Source organism: Enterovibrio norvegicus FF-33, assembly GCF_000286835.2.
Lineage (GTDB): Bacteria > Pseudomonadota > Gammaproteobacteria > Enterobacterales > Vibrionaceae > Enterovibrio > Enterovibrio norvegicus_A.
The window spans coordinates 22,013-39,108 of record NZ_AJYD02000001.1; the positions used below are offsets into that span (position 1 = coordinate 22,013).

At 48.4% G+C, this 17,096-nt stretch carries 15 protein-coding genes; 10 read left to right on the forward strand and 5 right to left on the reverse strand.

Annotation, left to right across the window (positions count from 1 at the left end):
* Positions 1-20: 20 nt before the first annotated feature.
* The gene (gene gspC, locus A1OO_RS00120) at positions 21-932 is read right to left on the reverse strand and encodes a type II secretion system protein GspC (RefSeq protein ID WP_016959443.1); all 912 of its coding nucleotides are present in this window, start codon (positions 930-932) and stop codon (positions 21-23) included.
* 266 nt (positions 933-1,198) lie between these two features.
* Here gspC and hslR point away from each other — a divergent pair, with 266 nt between their 5' ends.
* The 4 genes from hslR (at position 1,199) to A1OO_RS00140 (ending at position 6,508) form a co-directional block, all read left to right on the forward strand.
* On the forward strand, positions 1,199-1,609 hold the full coding sequence (gene hslR / locus A1OO_RS00125; protein WP_016959444.1) for a ribosome-associated heat shock protein Hsp15: 411 nt from the start codon (positions 1,199-1,201) through the stop codon (positions 1,607-1,609).
* Positions 1,610-1,627: 18 nt separating this feature from the next.
* Complete coding sequence (gene hslO, locus A1OO_RS00130; protein WP_016959445.1) at positions 1,628-2,503, forward strand: Hsp33 family molecular chaperone HslO; 876 nt, start codon at positions 1,628-1,630, stop codon at positions 2,501-2,503.
* A gap of 311 nt (positions 2,504-2,814) precedes the next feature.
* Complete coding sequence (pckA, locus tag A1OO_RS00135; RefSeq protein ID WP_017004988.1) at positions 2,815-4,446, forward strand: phosphoenolpyruvate carboxykinase (ATP); 1,632 nt, start codon at positions 2,815-2,817, stop codon at positions 4,444-4,446.
* A gap of 166 nt (positions 4,447-4,612) precedes the next feature.
* A complete protein-coding gene (locus A1OO_RS00140) occupies positions 4,613-6,508 on the forward strand; it encodes an AsmA family protein (protein WP_017004989.1) in 1,896 nt (631 codons plus the stop codon).
* 9 nt (positions 6,509-6,517) lie between these two features.
* Here A1OO_RS00140 and A1OO_RS00145 read toward each other — a convergent pair whose 3' ends face one another.
* From A1OO_RS00145 to A1OO_RS00155, 3 genes are read right to left on the reverse strand one after another with little or no spacing between them, the layout of a single operon-like run.
* Positions 6,518-7,465, reverse strand: a complete 948-nt coding sequence (locus A1OO_RS00145) for a bifunctional GNAT family N-acetyltransferase/hotdog fold thioesterase (protein ID WP_017004990.1) — start codon at positions 7,463-7,465, stop codon at positions 6,518-6,520.
* 38 nt (positions 7,466-7,503) lie between these two features.
* Complete coding sequence (dtd, locus tag A1OO_RS00150; RefSeq protein WP_017004991.1) at positions 7,504-7,938, reverse strand: D-aminoacyl-tRNA deacylase; 435 nt, start codon at positions 7,936-7,938, stop codon at positions 7,504-7,506.
* 21 nt (positions 7,939-7,959) lie between these two features.
* On the reverse strand, positions 7,960-8,811 hold the full coding sequence (locus A1OO_RS00155) for a virulence factor BrkB family protein (RefSeq protein ID WP_016959451.1): 852 nt from the start codon (positions 8,809-8,811) through the stop codon (positions 7,960-7,962).
* Positions 8,812-8,897: 86 nt separating this feature from the next.
* Between A1OO_RS00155 and A1OO_RS00160 the strand changes: the two genes are divergently transcribed.
* Both A1OO_RS00160 and A1OO_RS00165 read left to right on the forward strand, forming a co-directional pair.
* Positions 8,898-9,533 carry a DUF2959 domain-containing protein gene (locus A1OO_RS00160; RefSeq protein WP_017004992.1) on the forward strand — a complete coding sequence of 212 codons (636 nt, stop codon included), beginning with the start codon at positions 8,898-8,900 and terminating at the stop codon, positions 9,531-9,533.
* A gap of 127 nt (positions 9,534-9,660) precedes the next feature.
* On the forward strand, positions 9,661-9,909 hold the full coding sequence (locus tag A1OO_RS00165) for a GlsB/YeaQ/YmgE family stress response membrane protein (RefSeq protein ID WP_016959453.1): 249 nt from the start codon (positions 9,661-9,663) through the stop codon (positions 9,907-9,909).
* Positions 9,910-10,015: 106 nt separating this feature from the next.
* Here A1OO_RS00165 and typA read toward each other — a convergent pair whose 3' ends face one another.
* A complete protein-coding gene (gene typA / locus A1OO_RS00170) occupies positions 10,016-11,845 on the reverse strand; it encodes a translational GTPase TypA (RefSeq protein WP_016959454.1) in 1,830 nt (609 codons plus the stop codon).
* Positions 11,846-12,420: 575 nt separating this feature from the next.
* Here typA and glnA point away from each other — a divergent pair.
* The 4 genes from glnA (at position 12,421) to glnG (ending at position 17,093) form a co-directional block, all read left to right on the forward strand.
* Positions 12,421-13,830 carry a glutamate--ammonia ligase gene (gene glnA, locus A1OO_RS00175; RefSeq protein WP_016959455.1) on the forward strand — a complete coding sequence of 470 codons (1,410 nt, stop codon included), beginning with the start codon at positions 12,421-12,423 and terminating at the stop codon, positions 13,828-13,830.
* A gap of 111 nt (positions 13,831-13,941) precedes the next feature.
* Positions 13,942-14,499, forward strand: a complete 558-nt coding sequence (locus tag A1OO_RS00180; protein WP_017004993.1) for a DUF4124 domain-containing protein — start codon at positions 13,942-13,944, stop codon at positions 14,497-14,499.
* Positions 14,500-14,654: 155 nt separating this feature from the next.
* Positions 14,655-15,677 (forward strand): nitrogen regulation protein NR(II), encoded by a 1,023-nt coding sequence (glnL, locus tag A1OO_RS00185; protein WP_198928392.1) that lies wholly within the window; start codon positions 14,655-14,657, stop codon positions 15,675-15,677.
* A 9-nt stretch (positions 15,678-15,686) separates the two neighbouring features.
* Positions 15,687-17,093, forward strand: coding sequence for a nitrogen regulation protein NR(I) (glnG, locus tag A1OO_RS00190; RefSeq protein WP_017004994.1), 1,407 nt, complete (start codon positions 15,687-15,689; stop codon positions 17,091-17,093).
* The last annotated feature ends 3 nt before the right edge of the window (positions 17,094-17,096 follow it).

Sequence of the window (17,096 nt, forward strand, 5' to 3'; positions counted from 1 at the left end):
GTTCTCCGTTTCGGTCCTACTTAAAGACCAATATAAATTTCGTGCAACTGACCGTCTCGTTGAACGGTAAGGCTGATCTCGGATGCATCAGACAAGCTTTGCCAGATGCGATTCATTTCTGCAGGATCGGTTAAATCAGCGCCATTGATACCCACGGCGACATCACCCGACTGTAAGCCTGCTTCTTTAAATAAACGACTGTCGCTACCTGGCCCTAAGCGATACCCAATCAAGCCACCTTCGCCCTGCTCTTGCGACAAGGTGATGTATTTCAATAGCGATTGAGGGTTATTCATGATTTCCGCTTTGATGTTGGTAAGATCGGGGGCCCCTTTATTGACTGGGGTACGAGAAGCAGCGGGAGGTGTTTTTCTGACGGGTTTTTGCCCCGTCGTACTGTAGTCGATACCTGCGAGCATTAAGGCTTCATCGTTACCGTTATTTCTCAAGATAACGCGATCGTTAAGCACCTGACGCAAGATAACGCGCGTGCCTTCAATCGCTTCACCAACACCATACGTTTTCTGCGCACCACGATTAGCAATAACGGCTAATCCGCGCTCGGGCTCAGAGCTTGCGACCAAACCCACCAAGGTAAGATTTAAACGGGTACGAGGGGCATCAACAACAGGTTCAGGTTTTCTCTCAACGGGGGCTCTTTTTTCGCTAAAGCGTCCAAAAAAGTGACGATTGGCGAGTTGATCCAGTTGGTAGGCGGGTAATTGTTGCCCAGACTGCGCGATCACTGCCGCTGTCGAAGAAACATCAACCAAAGGCGGTGTGACCCAGAGCCACACCAAGCGGCCCAGCGTCCAGGCAAGTGCCAAAAGCAGTAGACGCGTTGTCCATTTTGCTGCTTTAGCGGGAAATTCTTTCCCAAGTTGTGGTTGCGCCCAATCCATTAGACGTTGTATCCCAAAATTCGCAGACATGCTCTTCCTGTCGTATTACATCGCATTCCATTGGCAACCAGCAGAATGCCGTTTTTAGCGCCTAGGTGCAGGAATTATTAAATTGACTGTTCAATTTACCTTTTTTCATCGCCCTTGCCGATAAGTGAGAACCTATTTTTGTCTGAATGATTCCATTGCGGCTTGAAAGTTAGACGCTTGGTCACCATATAAGAGCCATAATTGTGATGCTGATCAGATTACCTGATTATGGTAAGTTTAGCCGCTGATACGTAAAGGAGTGTTTAGTGGGTTCCAAACACGACAATATCAACCAAATTTTGCAGGTAAGACTGGATAAATGGTTGTGGGCCGCGCGGTTTTATAAAACCCGAACTATCGCTCGTAATATGATCGACGGGGGTAAAGTGCACTATAACGGCCAGCGCTCGAAACCCAGCAAAGTGGTAGAAGTCGGGGCGGAAATCAAACTTAGACTCGGCCTTGAAGAAAAAGTCGTGACGATTATACAAATCAGTGAACATCGTCGTGGCGCGCCCGAGGCTCAAACCCTTTACCGCGAAACCGATGACAGTGTGACACGAAGAGAACAGCGCAGTATGGAGCGTAAACTCAACGCACACAACCCAAGTCCCGAGCGTCGCCCTGATAAAAAGCAGCGACGCGATATTATCAAATTTAGAAACAGTAACGATTAACGCCGGAGAAGTTATCCCATGGCACAAGATAGTCTGCACCGTTACTTGTTCGATGGCGTTTCAGTGCGCGGCGAACTAGTACAACTTTCTGATACCTATCAACAACTGACGAGCGGCAAAGAATACCCAGCCCCTGTTAAGAAAATGCTGGGTGAGCTGCTGGTTGCGACCAGCCTACTCACCGCAACGCTAAAGTTCGAAGGCAGCATCACCGTACAGATCCAAGGTGACGGCCCCGTTTCTTTACTCGTCATTAACGGCAACCACGATCAAGTGATGCGCGGCACTGCCCGTTGGCAAGACGAGCTGCCAGAATCGGCATCTCTTCATGATCTGGTCGGTAAAGGCCAAATGGTCATTACCATCGAACCTGAAAAAGGTGAGCGCTACCAAGGCATCGTAGGCCTAGAAGGTGAAACTCTCGAAGCTTGTCTGGAAGACTACTTTGCCCGTTCAGAGCAATTGAAGACCCGCCTATGGCTTCGTACTGGCGAGTTTGAAGGAAGCGCAAAAGCAGCCGGTATGTTGCTTCAGGTTCTTCCTGGCGATGAAAATAAAGAAGACGACTTCGATCATTTGGCACAATTGACAGACACGGTGAAAAACGAGGAGCTGTTCAGTTTGGACGCGCAAGACGTTTTATATCGCCTTTACCATCAAGAAAACGTCAATGTCTACGAACCGAAAAATGTGACATTCAAGTGTTCATGCTCGCGCGAACGCAGCGCATCTGCGATTGCTGCGATTGATCGTCAAGAAGTTGAAAAAATGGTTGCTGAGACCGGAGATATCAAACTTCACTGCGACTATTGCGGTGCGGACTATGAATTCGATAGCGTTGATATTTCAGCAATTTTCAACCAAACAGGCCCATCAACGGGCACAGTACATTAATATTTTTCTTTAATAATTAATGAGCACAAAAACCCAAAAAACCGGCCCTCAGGTCGGTTTTTTTCATTTAAATTCCCACTTTCCCACAAAAAATACGCCTTTCTCTAACCTCTTAATTTTGTACAAATAATAATCGATCTCATGTGGCACAACTGAGCAACATGACGGTAATATATGTAATACAGACTCGTTAAGAGTATTACTTTACCCTAATAAGTTTGTGGTTATTTTTTGAATTAACTCTCTGAATTGACTAATTCAGATTGCTAGCATGGACGACAGTTACATTACATCTTACCCAAGGAGCACCTATGACTGTCATGAACGTCGATAAAAAGGTTGCACACAGTATCGATTTGTCACAACACGGCATTTTCGATGCAGAAGAAGTAGTTCGTAACCCTACCTACGAACAGTTGTTTGCTGAAGAAACAAAACCGGAACTGAAAGGATATGAGAAAGGCATCGTCACTGAACTCGGAGCAGTGGCCGTCGATACTGGTATCTTCACTGGACGTTCTCCCAAAGATAAATACATTGTCAAAGACGACACCACGAAAGATACACTGTGGTGGTCTGATCAAGGTGCCAACGACAATAAACCTATCGATCAGCACGTATGGAATGATCTCAAAGATTTAGTGACCCAACAGCTTTCGGGCAAACGTCTGTTTGTGATTGATGGCTATTGTGGTGCAAATCCAGATACCCGCCTCAACATCCGCGTCATCACCGAAGTTGCCTGGCAGGCACACTTCGTGAAAAACATGTTTATCCGCCCAACAGAAGAAGAGCTGGAAAACTTTGAACCTGATTTCGTGGTCATGAATGGGGCGAAATGCGTCAACGAAAAATGGCAAGAGCATGGTCTGAACTCCGAAAACTTCACGGTGTTCAACCTCACTGAACGCATGCAACTCATCGGCGGTACTTGGTACGGCGGCGAGATGAAGAAAGGCATGTTCGCCATGATGAACTACTTCCTGCCTCTTAAGAACATTGCATCAATGCACTGCTCTGCCAACAAAGGCGAAGAAGGCGATGTGGCGATCTTCTTTGGTTTGTCTGGCACAGGTAAAACCACCTTGTCGACCGATCCAAAACGCGAACTCATCGGTGATGACGAGCACGGCTGGGATGACAATGGCGTGTTCAACTTCGAAGGTGGTTGCTACGCGAAAACCATCAAGTTGTCGAAAGAAGCGGAACCTGACATCTATAACGCCATCCGCCGTGATGCGCTGTTAGAAAACGTCACCGTTCTCGGCGATGGATCTATTGATTTTGATGATGGTTCGAAAACAGAAAACACCCGTGTTTCTTATCCGATCTACCACATCGAAAACATCGTCAAGCCGATTTCCAAAGGCGGTCATGCCAATAAAGTGATTTTCCTGTCAGCGGATGCCTTTGGTGTCTTACCCCCCGTTTCTAAGCTTACGCCTGAACAAACCAAGTACCACTTTTTGTCTGGCTTCACAGCGAAACTTGCGGGTACTGAGCGTGGTATCACCGAGCCAACACCGACCTTCTCAGCTTGCTTCGGCAAAGCCTTCCTCACTCTTCATCCGACGCAATATGCGGAAGTGCTGGTGAAACGTATGGAAGCGGTAGGTGCGGAAGCCTATCTGGTCAATACAGGTTGGAATGGCACGGGTAAACGTATCTCGATCAAAGATACCCGCGGCATTATCGATGCGATTCTTGATGGTTCGATTGAAACAGCGGAAACCAAAGATATCCCAATCTTTAACCTGAAGGTGCCAACCAGCCTTCCAGGCGTTGATTCAACCATTTTGGATCCACGCGACACCTATGTTGACCCACTTCAGTGGGAAAGTAAGGCGGAAGACTTGGCGAAACGCTTTATCGATAACTTCGTCGAATACACGGACAATGCGGAAGGCCAAGCGCTGGTTAAAGCAGGTCCACAGCTAGACTAAGTCGTCAAATCAATCAAAGCCCTCAACCTTGAGGGCTTTGTTTTTCTCAATCCCGCTTCACATCGGCTTTTATTACCACTTGAATAACGTCGATTTTTGCGCCAACCTCAACACATCCGCGGCTTATCCGCCCCCACCTTGCGTCACATAAAGAGAAGATCGCCAAATGCGTTTGCTCACCAAGCTACTTGCTTCGTTGCTGATCGTGCTTGTGGTGACACTGGCTACATTTCTGACGGTGCTGAGTACGAACTTTGGACTGCCAATGGTCAAACAGGCCGTAAGACTGCTTACGCCTTATGAACTGAGCGCAACGTCATTAGAGTACAACTTGCTCGCGCCTTTGACGCTAGCACTTTCCGATCCTCAACTGACACATAATAACGACCCACAAAAACACCACGCAGCCCATTTCATTTCATTACGCCTCTCTCCGTTGGCATCTTTGTCCGGTGAAATGACCTTACGCAGTGTTGTCGTGCGCGGCCTTGATATCGATGAAGCAATGAAATCCTCACTGCCACCGTCCCTAACCATTGACCATCTCGCACTGGATGACGTGAACTATCACAGCGAAGCTATTTCCTTCGCACACGCCGACATCCAAATCTCAGATTGGAAAAACAGCCCATCGACATGGGGAGCGTGGCAAGGAAAGTTTCAGCTGTCTGCCCCTAAGATAGTGATCGACGGGCAAACGCTGACGAACCTTCTACTCGACAGTGAATATCGTAATGATGCTTGGGAGATATGGGGGCTATCGCTTAACAGCCCTTTCGGTAACGTGACAGGCAGCGCGACACTGCAATCAAATCATTTATGGGTCGTTCACCAACTCACGCTCTCTGATACGCGTATTGAGCCTTCAGAGTCACTGCAGAAGCTCAAAAAACAATGGGATGCATTCAGCCAACATTACGACATCAATGTTAAACGGCTGGATCTTCTGGATGTCAGTGCGGCATTAACTGACATCACGGTTGAGCACCTTAATTTCTCGGTGCAATCGGTCAACTTACAAAATGGCGAGTTGGTGTGGACGCCGAATACTGCGGCTTCATTGCTGTCGTTTAATGCCAGCTTGTTCAATGTTGGCCAATGGCTTTTCACCGATCTGTTGGCAGACTTGTCTTTGTCTCCCACTCGCGTCGATGTCAGCGCTTTTTCGTCGAAAATAAATGATGAAGGGTTTGTCTCTTTTTCAGGAAAAATGGACACCTCGTCGCTTAAACTCAATACCCTAACAGCCAATGGCTTGGACATTGAATTAGACACCACGATGCTCGCTGTCTTACAGCAAAAGTGGGCAGCGTTTAACACCATTGAACTGGGACAATTTTCTGTTAAACATACCAATATCACGCTTCCCGACCCCGCTTTTCCAATCCAAGTCATTGGATTGAACTTACGTGGTCGCGATCTGATCCCGCGCCAACACGCACAAAATGGCATGTGGCAAGGCGCGCTCACTGCCAGTGCTGCTGCGGCCAGCATCAACCGAATTCCAGTAACGGCACCCTATGCCAATATGCACGTCGACAATAAAGGTGAATGGCATTTAGACCCGCTGAGCGTGTCTTTTTCACAAGGACAGCTTTCGGTGAAAGCACGCGTTCAACTCTTAAATCCTAGTCATCCATGGGTGACAGAGATCAGTGGTCTTCGCATTCCGAACGAGCTATATCAACGTTGGCTGGGCGTGACATTGCCACTAAGTGGAGAACACGATGTGGACGCGCGCCTATCAGGATTGGGAGCAGACAAAGACAGCTTTGCTTATAGTTTGAGTGGTAATGTGGTCGCAACGCCCTATCGTACCGAGCTAACAACCCGCCCAGAACAATCCTTGTCACAAAGCCTGTTGGGGATCTTTGTTCCGCTCAATGAAGACGGTGACAACATGCGATTACCAATGACGGTAGAACAAGTGAAGCTTGCCGCCGATCGTGGGCGTATTTCACTCGCCCCAGTCAGTGTAAAAGCAAACACTGGCAACGCATCCCTTTCAGGTAGCTGGGATTTAGTGACAAAAGAAGGGACGTTGACGAATGCGTCACGCTAGAAGATAGCGTTAACTGAATAGTAAGGTTTGATTTGGCATCGCATCGTGCTCGTTGGTGCTCGCTTCTGGCATTAACACGAACGTGCCCGTGAAGTTTCCTGCCACGTCATCACCACTGTATATGGTCACTTCGAGCTTAACACGTGCTCGACGGCCATTAGCAAGACGATCCAAATCACCGCTTAAGCTGTCTAATGAGACCGCCGCACGCGGACGCTCAGTGATAGGTTTGCGGTAACGAATATGACTGTCAGCTAACACAATCGCGGCAGACAGCTGACGTTCTTTCATCAGCAACCACACCATGCCCCATCCCGTCAGTGTGGCCATACTGAATACACTGCCAGCAAACATCGAATCATGAGGATTCAAATTGGCGTTTAGCAAGGCTGACACTTCAAAACGGTAACCCGTGAACTGGGAAATACGAATCCCCATTTTGTCGCTAATTGGGATTTGCTGCTGCCAACGTTGTTGTAACTCATGGCACCATTCCGGACGACGGACAACGTCAGACATCGGGTCAAGCAGTTTAAGCATTTGCTGGTGTTGCACAGGCCCGCGCTCTTCACTCAATTCGCCCTGATTCACAAATCCATTGGCACTGTAAAAACCAATCGCGTCCTCTCGTGAATTACACACAAGGCGCTTTGCACCTTCTTGACGCGCTAAAGATTCCAACGCCATCAATACCAACGCGCCCAACCCTCGGGTGCGATATTGTGGTGCAACAGCCATGTAACGAATTTGCCCATCATTATCAGGGCTAATGTAAAGGCGTCCAATCGCAATGGGTTCGCCTTTCGCATCAACAATCATGCGGTGATGTGCACCGACATCATAGGCATCGCGTTCAGAGCCTTCAGGGTGACGCCAAGGTTCACGGAGCATCTTCCAGCGAAAATGGAAATAAGCATTAAGCTCACTTTCCTTCGTTGGTGTGATCAATCGAAACATCGTTGCTCCTCTCCTTGTGAACCGAGCAAAACTCGGCGTTAGGCTTGCAACCAAAAGGTTACAGGCCCGTCATTGGTCAGACTGACTTTCATGTCAGCCGCGAAAATTCCATTTTCAGTGCGAATGCCGCTGTCACGGCAATGTTGCGAGAAAAGCTGATAAAGACGGTCAGCTTCTCGCGGCGGTGCACCATTAAAGCTAGGACGCATGCCTTTTTTCGTGTCTGCTGCCAAGGTGAATTGCGACACCACCAGCACATCCCCCCCAGCTTGTTGAACGTTCAAGTTCATCTTTCCATTCTCATCTTCAAAGATGCGGTAGCCGAGCACTTTTTCGTGTAATCGATGCGCTTTTTTATCGTCATCGCCTTTCTCAACACCCAACAGTACCAGCAACCCTTTACGAATCTCACCGACCACATTGCCATCAACGACCACATTGGCCTCACTGACTCGCTGGATTAGCGCAATCATATCAGTTCCTTTCTTATCATCTTAATTATCAGTAACTTGCTTTTTATCCGAATTGGGCTCGACGTACCACATCGCCCGTTCGCCTAAAGACGCAGTGATTTCAGCCCCCAACAGCACGATGCACCAGCTGAGGTAGACCCAAACAAACAGCAGTGGTACGACGGCTAATGCGCCGTAGATAAGCTCATAGGACGGAAAATTCGTGGCGTAGAAAGCAAAGGCCTTTTTACTGAATTCGAACAATACACTCGCAGACATGGCGCCAATTAACGCATGGATCGCGCGAATTCGACAATTTGGCACCAAGGTATACAAACCCATAAATGCCAACGATGTGAGTAAAAATGGCAACCCGCGAAGCAGTGCTGGCGCCCACATTTCGGCACCGTCAAGCTGAAGTAAATTAAGTGATCCCAAATAAGAGCTCACACCAATGCTACTGCCCACGAGTACGGGGCCCAAAGTTAAGACCATCCAATAAATCGAAAAAGACACGACGGGTGCGCGCTTGTGTTCCACTCGCCAGATGTAATTTAGGCTTCTATCAATGGCTGAAATTAGCATCAAAGCCACGACAAACAAAAAAGCGACACCGACAGCTGTCATCTTGCCTGCATTGGCCACAAACTGGTTGAGGTATTGCTCTAACGCATCGCCGGAGGCTGGCACAAAGTTGTGCAGCACAAAAGTGCGAATTTGATCGCCCGCTTCCGCAAAGCCAGGAACGAGTGAAAGCGCAGATAGCACCACTGTGATCAGCGGCACTAAAGACAACAAAGTGACGTAAGCCATGTAACCTGCGTTGACTGTCATGCGGTCATGAACAATACGAAGAATAAGATGCCTCAAAAAGGCAAACAGAATCTGTCCCATCCTGGGCACTAAATACTTGAGTCGTTCCACTGCTTAAACCATAGTCTCTTGTAAAGAAGGTTAATCATAACGTAAAGGAGTTTACCGTGCGTCTTCTCTCTACCCTGTTTCTTGTTTTCACGCTGGCTGGCTGCCAGTCCGCCTATTATGCCACCATGGAGCAAGTTGGCATTCATAAACGCGATATCATGGCTGACCGCGTCGAAGCCGCTTCAGAGGCACAACAAGAAGCCAGCGAGCAATTCACTAGCGCCCTCGAGGCACTCTCCACACTGACCAATTTTGATGGTGGTGAATTGGAAGCGATGTACAACACCATCAACGATCAATACGAAGACAGCGAAAAGGCGGTTGAAAACGTTCGCGAACGCATCAAGGGCGTTGAGGATGTATCGGATGCTTTGTTCGACGAATGGCAAGATGAGCTGTCGCTGTATTCCAGCACTAAACTGCGCCGCGAAAGCGAGCGCAAACTCAAAGCGACAGAGCGAAGTTATCAACAAATGCTGTCGGCGATGAAAAAGGCTGAAAGCAAAATGGTACCAGTACTCGATACCTTACGCGATAACACTCTGTATCTTAAACACAACTTGAATGCAGCGGCCATTGGCGCACTCAAAGGTGAATTTTCGGATCTAGAACAAGATATTAATCGCGCAATCAAAGATATGCAGCTGGCTATTGCCGAATCAGAGCGGTTCCTTTCCACCTTAAAGAATTAAATTAGCTTCCTCTGTTTCTCACAAGTGGAACACGCTGAGTAAGACAAATTCCCTTATCGTTTGCGCAGGCAAATTTCTGCCTGCATTCAACGGTATGAAAACCGTCTCTCAACATGGAGGAGAACACATGGGTATTATTTCTTGGATTATTCTTGGACTACTCGCTGGCATCTTGGCGAAGTGGATTATGCCAGGGAAAGACGGCGGTGGTTTCATTATGACCACACTGCTGGGTATCGCAGGTGCTGTTGTCGGTGGCTGGGTAAGCTCACTCATTGGTATTGGTACTGCTGGCGGATTAAGCCTAGGTAGTATTGTCATGGCTACGGTTGGTGCGCTTATCCTGTTGTTTCTCTACAACCGATTCGCCAAGTAACCAATAGCAAACACTGCAAGCAAGTCGTCGAAGAAGTACTGATACAACAGAGACAAAAAAGCCTCCATCATAGGAGGCTTTTTCTTATTCGCTTAGTGCAGACAAATTACTTGCTGCCGCGGCTTGCGCGTTTGCGATCGTTTTCAGTAAGAAGTTTCTTACGAATACGAATGCTTTCTGGCGTGACTTCTACCAGTTCATCATCATCGATGAATTCCAGCGCTTGCTCAAGGGTGTACTTGATAGCAGGAGAAAGCGTTTGCGCTTCATCAGTACCAGACGCACGAACGTTGGTCAGCTGCTTACCCTTCAGACAGTTTACTGTCAGGTCGTTAGAACGGTTATGGATACCGATAACTTGACCTTCGTATACTTCGTCAGCGTGCTCAGAGAATAGACGGCCACGCTCTTGCAGGTTAAACAGTGCGTAAGTCAGTGCTTTACCTGTTGCGTTAGAAATCAGTACGCCATTTTTACGCTGACCAATAATGCCAGGCTTCATTGGACCGTAGTGATCAAACGTGTGGTAAATCAAACCAGAACCTGAAGTCAACGTCAGGAACTCAGTTTGGAAACCGATCAGACCACGAGAAGGCATGACGAAGTCCATGCGCACACGGCCTTTACCGTCAGTCGCCATGTTAGTCAGTTCGCCTTTACGCAAACCGATTTTCTCCATGATGCCGCCTTGGTTTTCTTCCAACACGTCGATAGTCACAGTTTCAAACGGTTCCATTTTCTGGCCGTCTTCTTCTTTGATGATAACTTCAGGGCGAGATACCGCCAGCTCGAAGCCTTCACGACGCATGTTTTCGATCAGGATAGACAGGTGAAGTTCACCACGGCCTGATACACGGAAGCGATCCGGGTCACCGGTTTCTTCAACACGCAGAGCAACGTTGTGAACCAATTCTTTTTGCAGACGCTCAAGGATGTTACGTGAAGTAACAAACTTACCTTCTTTGCCCGCGAACGGAGAAGTATTCACCTGGAAGGTCATGGTAACGGTTGGTTCGTCGACAGACAGAGGTGGCAACGCTTCAACTGCGTTCACATCACAGATGGTGTCAGAGATTTTCATCTCACCCAAACCTGTGATAGCGACGATATTACCAGCATGCGCTTGGTCGATATCATGGCGCTCAAGGCCAAGGTAACCAAGGACAGTACCGACTTTACCGTTACGGGTTTTGCCGTCTGCGCCAATGATGGTCACTTGTTGATTTGGCTTAACCGAACCACGCGTTACGCGGCCAACACCGATAACACCAACGTATGAGCTGTAATCCAACTGAGAGATTTGCATCTGCAGTGTGCCATTCGCTTCAACTTCTGGTGCAGACACGTTATCAACGATAGCTTGGAACAACGGTTCCATGTTTTCGCCAACTTCGCCTTCTTCCAAGGTCGCCCAGCCATTCAGTGCTGATGCGTAAACCACTTGGAAATCCAGTTGTTCGTCAGTTGCGCCTAGGTTGTCGAACAGGTCAAAAACCTGATCCATAACCCAATCAGGACGTGCGCCAGGACGGTCAATTTTGTTGATAACAACAATTGGCTTCAGACCGTGACCAAACGCTTTTTGCGTTACGAAACGAGTCTGTGGCATTGGGCCATCAACGGCATCAACGATCAGAAGAACAGAGTCAACCATCGACATGATACGCTCAACTTCACCACCGAAGTCGGCGTGTCCTGGAGTATCTACGATGTTGATACGGTAGTCATTCCAGTTAATAGCGGTGTTCTTCGCCAGAATGGTAATGCCACGCTCTTTCTCGATGTCGTTCGAGTCCATGACGCGTTCTTCGTGCTCGCCACGTGTTTCTAGGGTGCCAGACTGCTGAAGCAGCTTATCAACTAGGGTAGTTTTACCATGGTCAACGTGCGCGATGATCGCGATATTTCTTAGTTTATCTATCTGTAAGGTAGACATGGGTACTCTTTCACTCAAAAAAGATGTGCCGCCAAAGGCAACCAGCAAACCCGCCAGAAGCACTCACCGCCACTTGATTAAAATCCGGTCGTAATTTAACAGATTTTTACTCAAAACCCACCAACTATGTGACTCAGGATCAATTTATCTTCATATCACCTTATTGATGACACACTATTAGGCGAATAAAAAAACAGCTCTATCCCTTATTTTCCCCCACATAACGGGTGATTTTTGCGCCACAAAAGCAAAAGCTTCGAGACTTCGATCTGGTTCACAGCTCCGACATTGTGTCTGCTTTCTGCCGTGACAGTGATTGACAAGGCCCTCCAACCACTGCTGAATGAATCCATTGGTCACGCAATCCTTCCATTGCACCATCCTGGTGCGGACGCGCACCAAATTTGATCACGGGTTTGCACAATTTCAACGCAAAATCGCCTAAATACAGGCATTAACGGAAATTTCAAACTTGGCACACTTTTCGCTTTAGAGTGCTCAGACCAACTTTTTGGTAGAGCACACGAAAGTAGCTTTGCTAATTTAGAGAATAACGACACCGGAGGTTTATTCACATGTCAGTAGAAAACGTACTCGCCTTAATCCAAGAGCACGAAGTGAAATTTATTGATCTGCGCTTCACCGATACCAAAGGTAAAGAGCAGCACATCTCAATCCCAGCACATCAAGTTGATGCAGACTTCTTTGAAGACGGCAAAATGTTTGATGGTTCTTCTGTTGCCGGCTGGAAGGGCATCAACGAATCAGACATGGTGATGATGCCTGACGCGTCTACTGCTGTGCTTGACCCGTTTACTGAAGACAGCACCCTGAACATCCGTTGCGATATTCTTGAGCCAGCAACCATGCAAGGCTATGACCGTGACCCACGTTCTATCTCAAAGCGCGCTGAAGATTACATGCGTTCTACGGGTATCGCGGATACCGTACTTGTTGGTCCAGAGCCAGAATTCTTCCTATTTGACGACGTGAAATTTGCCAACAACATGTCAGGCTCTTTCTTTAAGATTGACGACGTTGAAGCATCATGGAACTCAGGTTCTGATTTCGAAGGCGGTAACAAAGGTCACCGTCCTGGCGTGAAAGGCGGTTACTTCCCTGTCGCTCCTGTTGACTCATCACAAGATATCCGTTCTGCCATGTGTCTGGTTATGGAAGAAATGGGCCTTGTTGTTGAAGCGCATCACCACGAAGTGGCAACTGCTGGTCAGAACGAAATCGCAACACGCTTCAACACACTGACTTCAAAAGCTGACGAAATCCAAATCTACAAGTACGTTGTTCACAACGTTGCGCACGCATTTGGTAAAACAGCGACCTTCATGCCTAAGCCACTGGTTGGCGATAATGGTTCTGGTATGCATGTTCACATGTCTTTGAATAAAGATGGTCAGAACTTGTTTGCTGGAGACAAATACGGCGGCCTGTCTGAAATGGCGCTGTACTACATTGGCGGTATCATCAAGCACGCACGTGCTATCAACGCCTTTGCTAACCCGGCAACTAACTCATACAAGCGTCTTGTTCCAGGCTTCGAAGCGCCAGTTATGCTTGCATACTCTGCACGTAACCGTTCTGCTTCTATCCGTATCCCAGTGGTACCAAGCCCGAAAGCACGCCGTATCGAAGCTCGTTTCCCAGATCCAGCCGCTAACCCATACTTGGCGTTTGCAGCACTTCTGATGGCTGGTCTTGACGGTATCAAGAACAAGATCCACCCTGGCGATGCCATGGACAAAGATTTGTATGACCTTCCTGCAGAAGAAGCAGCAGAGATTCCAAAAGTTGCTGAGTCACTGGAAATTGCATTGAAAGCACTTGACGAAGATCGTGAATTCTTGACTTCAGGTGGCGTATTCTCTGACGATTTCATCGATTCTTACATCGGTTTGAAATCTCAGGACGTTGAAAAAGTAAACATGGCTACGCACCCACTGGAATTTGAACTGTATTACTCTGTGTAATTAGACAAGTTTCATATCAAATCAAAGGGCTCGCTCACAAGCGGGCCCTTTTTCTATTGTCTCAATATGACTTAGGCGCAAAATATCACTTTTCGGTTCAAGGATAGATTCATGCGTCGAACATGGCTGTTGCTTCTTATTGGTGCATTATCAAACGTGGCGTATGCCAGTGAGTATTATCGCTGGGTCGATGAGAACGGCACCGTCCATTTTAGTGATGCCCGACCTGAGATCAGCATTGAGACGACATTCGATGTTGATATCTTAACCCAGCCCAATTCGGGCAATGTCGCTGCGCCCTCATCCCCAGCCGCTCCTCCTATTCCACCAATACCAGAAGTACCTGCTCTCGCCACCCGTGTCACGCTTCTTTCGCCTACCAATGATGCAACGATTCGTAACAACCAAGGCATGATTAACATCGAGCTTTCTACCGACCTGCCATTGGGAACAAATCAAAAAGTTCGCGCACTCGTAGACGGAAAGTCTCAACCATCCCAACAGAGCTTACAGTTAGCGCTCAACAACGTTGATCGCGGCAGCCACACCATCAAGGTGCAGTTGCTACAAGATGGCAAGGTTATTGCTACTACCTCTTCAGTGACTGTATTCCTGCATCGGGCAATTCAAAGAAAAGCCCCGCCTAAAGGGAAGCCAACCCCTCGATAGCGTAATCAGGGTCACCTAGTGCAAGCAACTGAATGCAACGCACGTTTTCACCACTGCACAAGAATGCACAGCGATGCACAATCAAGTAAACTTGATTGCACCACACTGGTGCAGCCAAATAGGAAGGTGATGTGGCCACTCTGACAGAAACTGTAATGGACAACCTGATCACGGCAATTTTGGTGCTCGATAATGAACTTGTTGTGACTTATGCCAACCCCGCCGCCGAGCAATTGCTTTGCTTGAGTGCACGTCGAATGCGCGACCATCCGCTGTCTGACGTTATTCAGCATTGCTCTATCGATCTCGAGCATGTCAAAGAGACGCTGGCGAACGGGCAAGGCCTGACCGACAGTGACGTGACCTTGGTCGTCGATGGTCACCAGCGAAAGGTTGAATTAAGCGCGAGTCCCTTAATGTGGCAGCGCAGCCCTTCCATGCTGCTCGAAATCAAAGCCATTGGCCATCAGCAGCAAATAAGCAAAGAACTCCAACAACAAGCCCAGCAACAAGCCGCAAAAGAGTTAGTTCGTGGACTCGCTCATGAGATTAAAAATCCACTTGGTGGACTTCGCGGCGCAGCGCAACTGTTGGAGAAAATGTTGCCAGACCCAAGTCTTGGCGAATACACGCAGATCATCATCGAACAAGCTGATCGCCTGCGAAACTTGGTTGACCGTTTGCTTGGTCCGCAAAGGCCGGGACATAGCCAACAAGAAAATATTCATGTGGTGTTGGAAAAAGTGCGCCAACTTGTCGCATTAGGCGCTGAGGACATCAGCATTGAGCGAGATTACGATCCTAGCCTGCCAGATATCGAGATGGACCCAGAGCAACTGGAACAAGCGCTGTTGAATGTTCTGAACAATGCCGCGCAAATTCTGGCTGACACGCCCAATGCGCAAATCACCTTGCGCACCCGAACCGAGCATCAAGTCGTGATCAGCGGTAAGCGTCACCGATTAGCTGCACGCATAGATGTATCGGACAACGGCCCCGGCATTGCGCCAGAGCTTCAAGACACTTTGTTTTATCCCATGGTGTCTGGACGACCGGGCGGCACAGGGTTGGGGTTGTCTATCACGCGCAATCTTATCGATCAGCACAAAGGTAAAATTTACGTCAACAGTTGGCCGGGACACACGACCTTCACCATCTTGCTACCAATTCGACGCTAAGGGGAGAACATGAGCAAAGGACTAATCTGGGTCGTCGATGATGACAGCTCTATCCGCTGGGTGTTAGAACGCACGCTCAACGCGGCGGGCATGGCATGTGAAACCTTTGCCGATGCCGATAGCGTATTGGACGGCCTCAACCGCGAAGTGCCAGACGTACTGGTGTCAGACATTCGTATGCCTGGCACTGATGGGTTTGCACTGCTCAATCGTCTGCAAACGGAATACCCAACGTTACCCGTGATCATCATGACGGCGCATTCTGATCTGGATGCCGCAGTCAGTGCCTATCAAAAAGGGGCATTTGAGTACCTTCCTAAGCCGTTTGATATTGATGAAGCGGTCGTTCTGGTTGAACGGGCGGTTTCTCATAGCCAAGAGCAAAAACGCCAACGTGCCCCGAAAGAAGCCATGGAAGCCGCACCGGAAATCATCGGTGAAGCGCCATCTATGCAAGAAGTGTTTCGCGCCATTGGCCGCTTATCTCGCTCTTCTATATCAGTATTAATCAACGGTGAATCGGGCACAGGTAAAGAGTTGGTGGCGCATGCACTTCACCGACACAGCCCGCGCGCGACCAAATCATTCATTGCGCTGAATATGGCCGCAATTCCGAAAGATCTGATTGAATCTGAATTATTCGGTCATGAAAAAGGCGCATTTACAGGCGCTAACAGCGTCCGTCAGGGGCGTTTTGAACAGGCCAACGGCGGCACATTGTTTCTTGATGAAATCGGCGATATGCCTCTCGACATTCAAACCCGTCTGTTGCGCGTTCTAGCCGATGGTCAGTTTTATCGAGTCGGTGGGCATCAAGCCATCAAGGTCGACGTTCGTATTATTGCCGCCACCCACCAACACCTGGAGCGACTGGTCGCCGAAGGCAGCTTTCGTGAAGATTTATTCCACCGTCTCAATGTTATTCGTGTTCACCTTCCAGCCCTTCGCGAGCGCCGTCAGGATATTGGTCAACTGGCGAAACACTTCCTCAAGCGAGCGTCTGATGAACTAGATATCGAAGTCAAAACACTTCATCCGACGACGTTAGATTTGATTGCAGGCTTACCTTGGCCAGGCAACGTTAGGCAGTTGGAGAATATTTGTCGCTGGCTAACCGTCATGGGAAGCGGCAAAGAGATTTTGCCAGAGGATTTACCCCCAGAATTGATGCAGCCTGAAGTCAACGCCGCAAGCGGTGAGGTCGATAGTTGGCAGCAAGCCTTGTCACAGTGGGCTCGTACATCTCTGGGTAAAGGCGATGACAACTTATTGCGAGAAGCCTTGCCAGAGTTCGAGCGAATTCTGTTGCGTGAAGCATTGAGCCATACGCGAGGGCACAAACAAGAAGCAGCTAAGCTGCTTGGATGGGGTCGAAATACGTTAACGCGAAAGCTCAAAGAACTCCAAATGCCTTAGCGC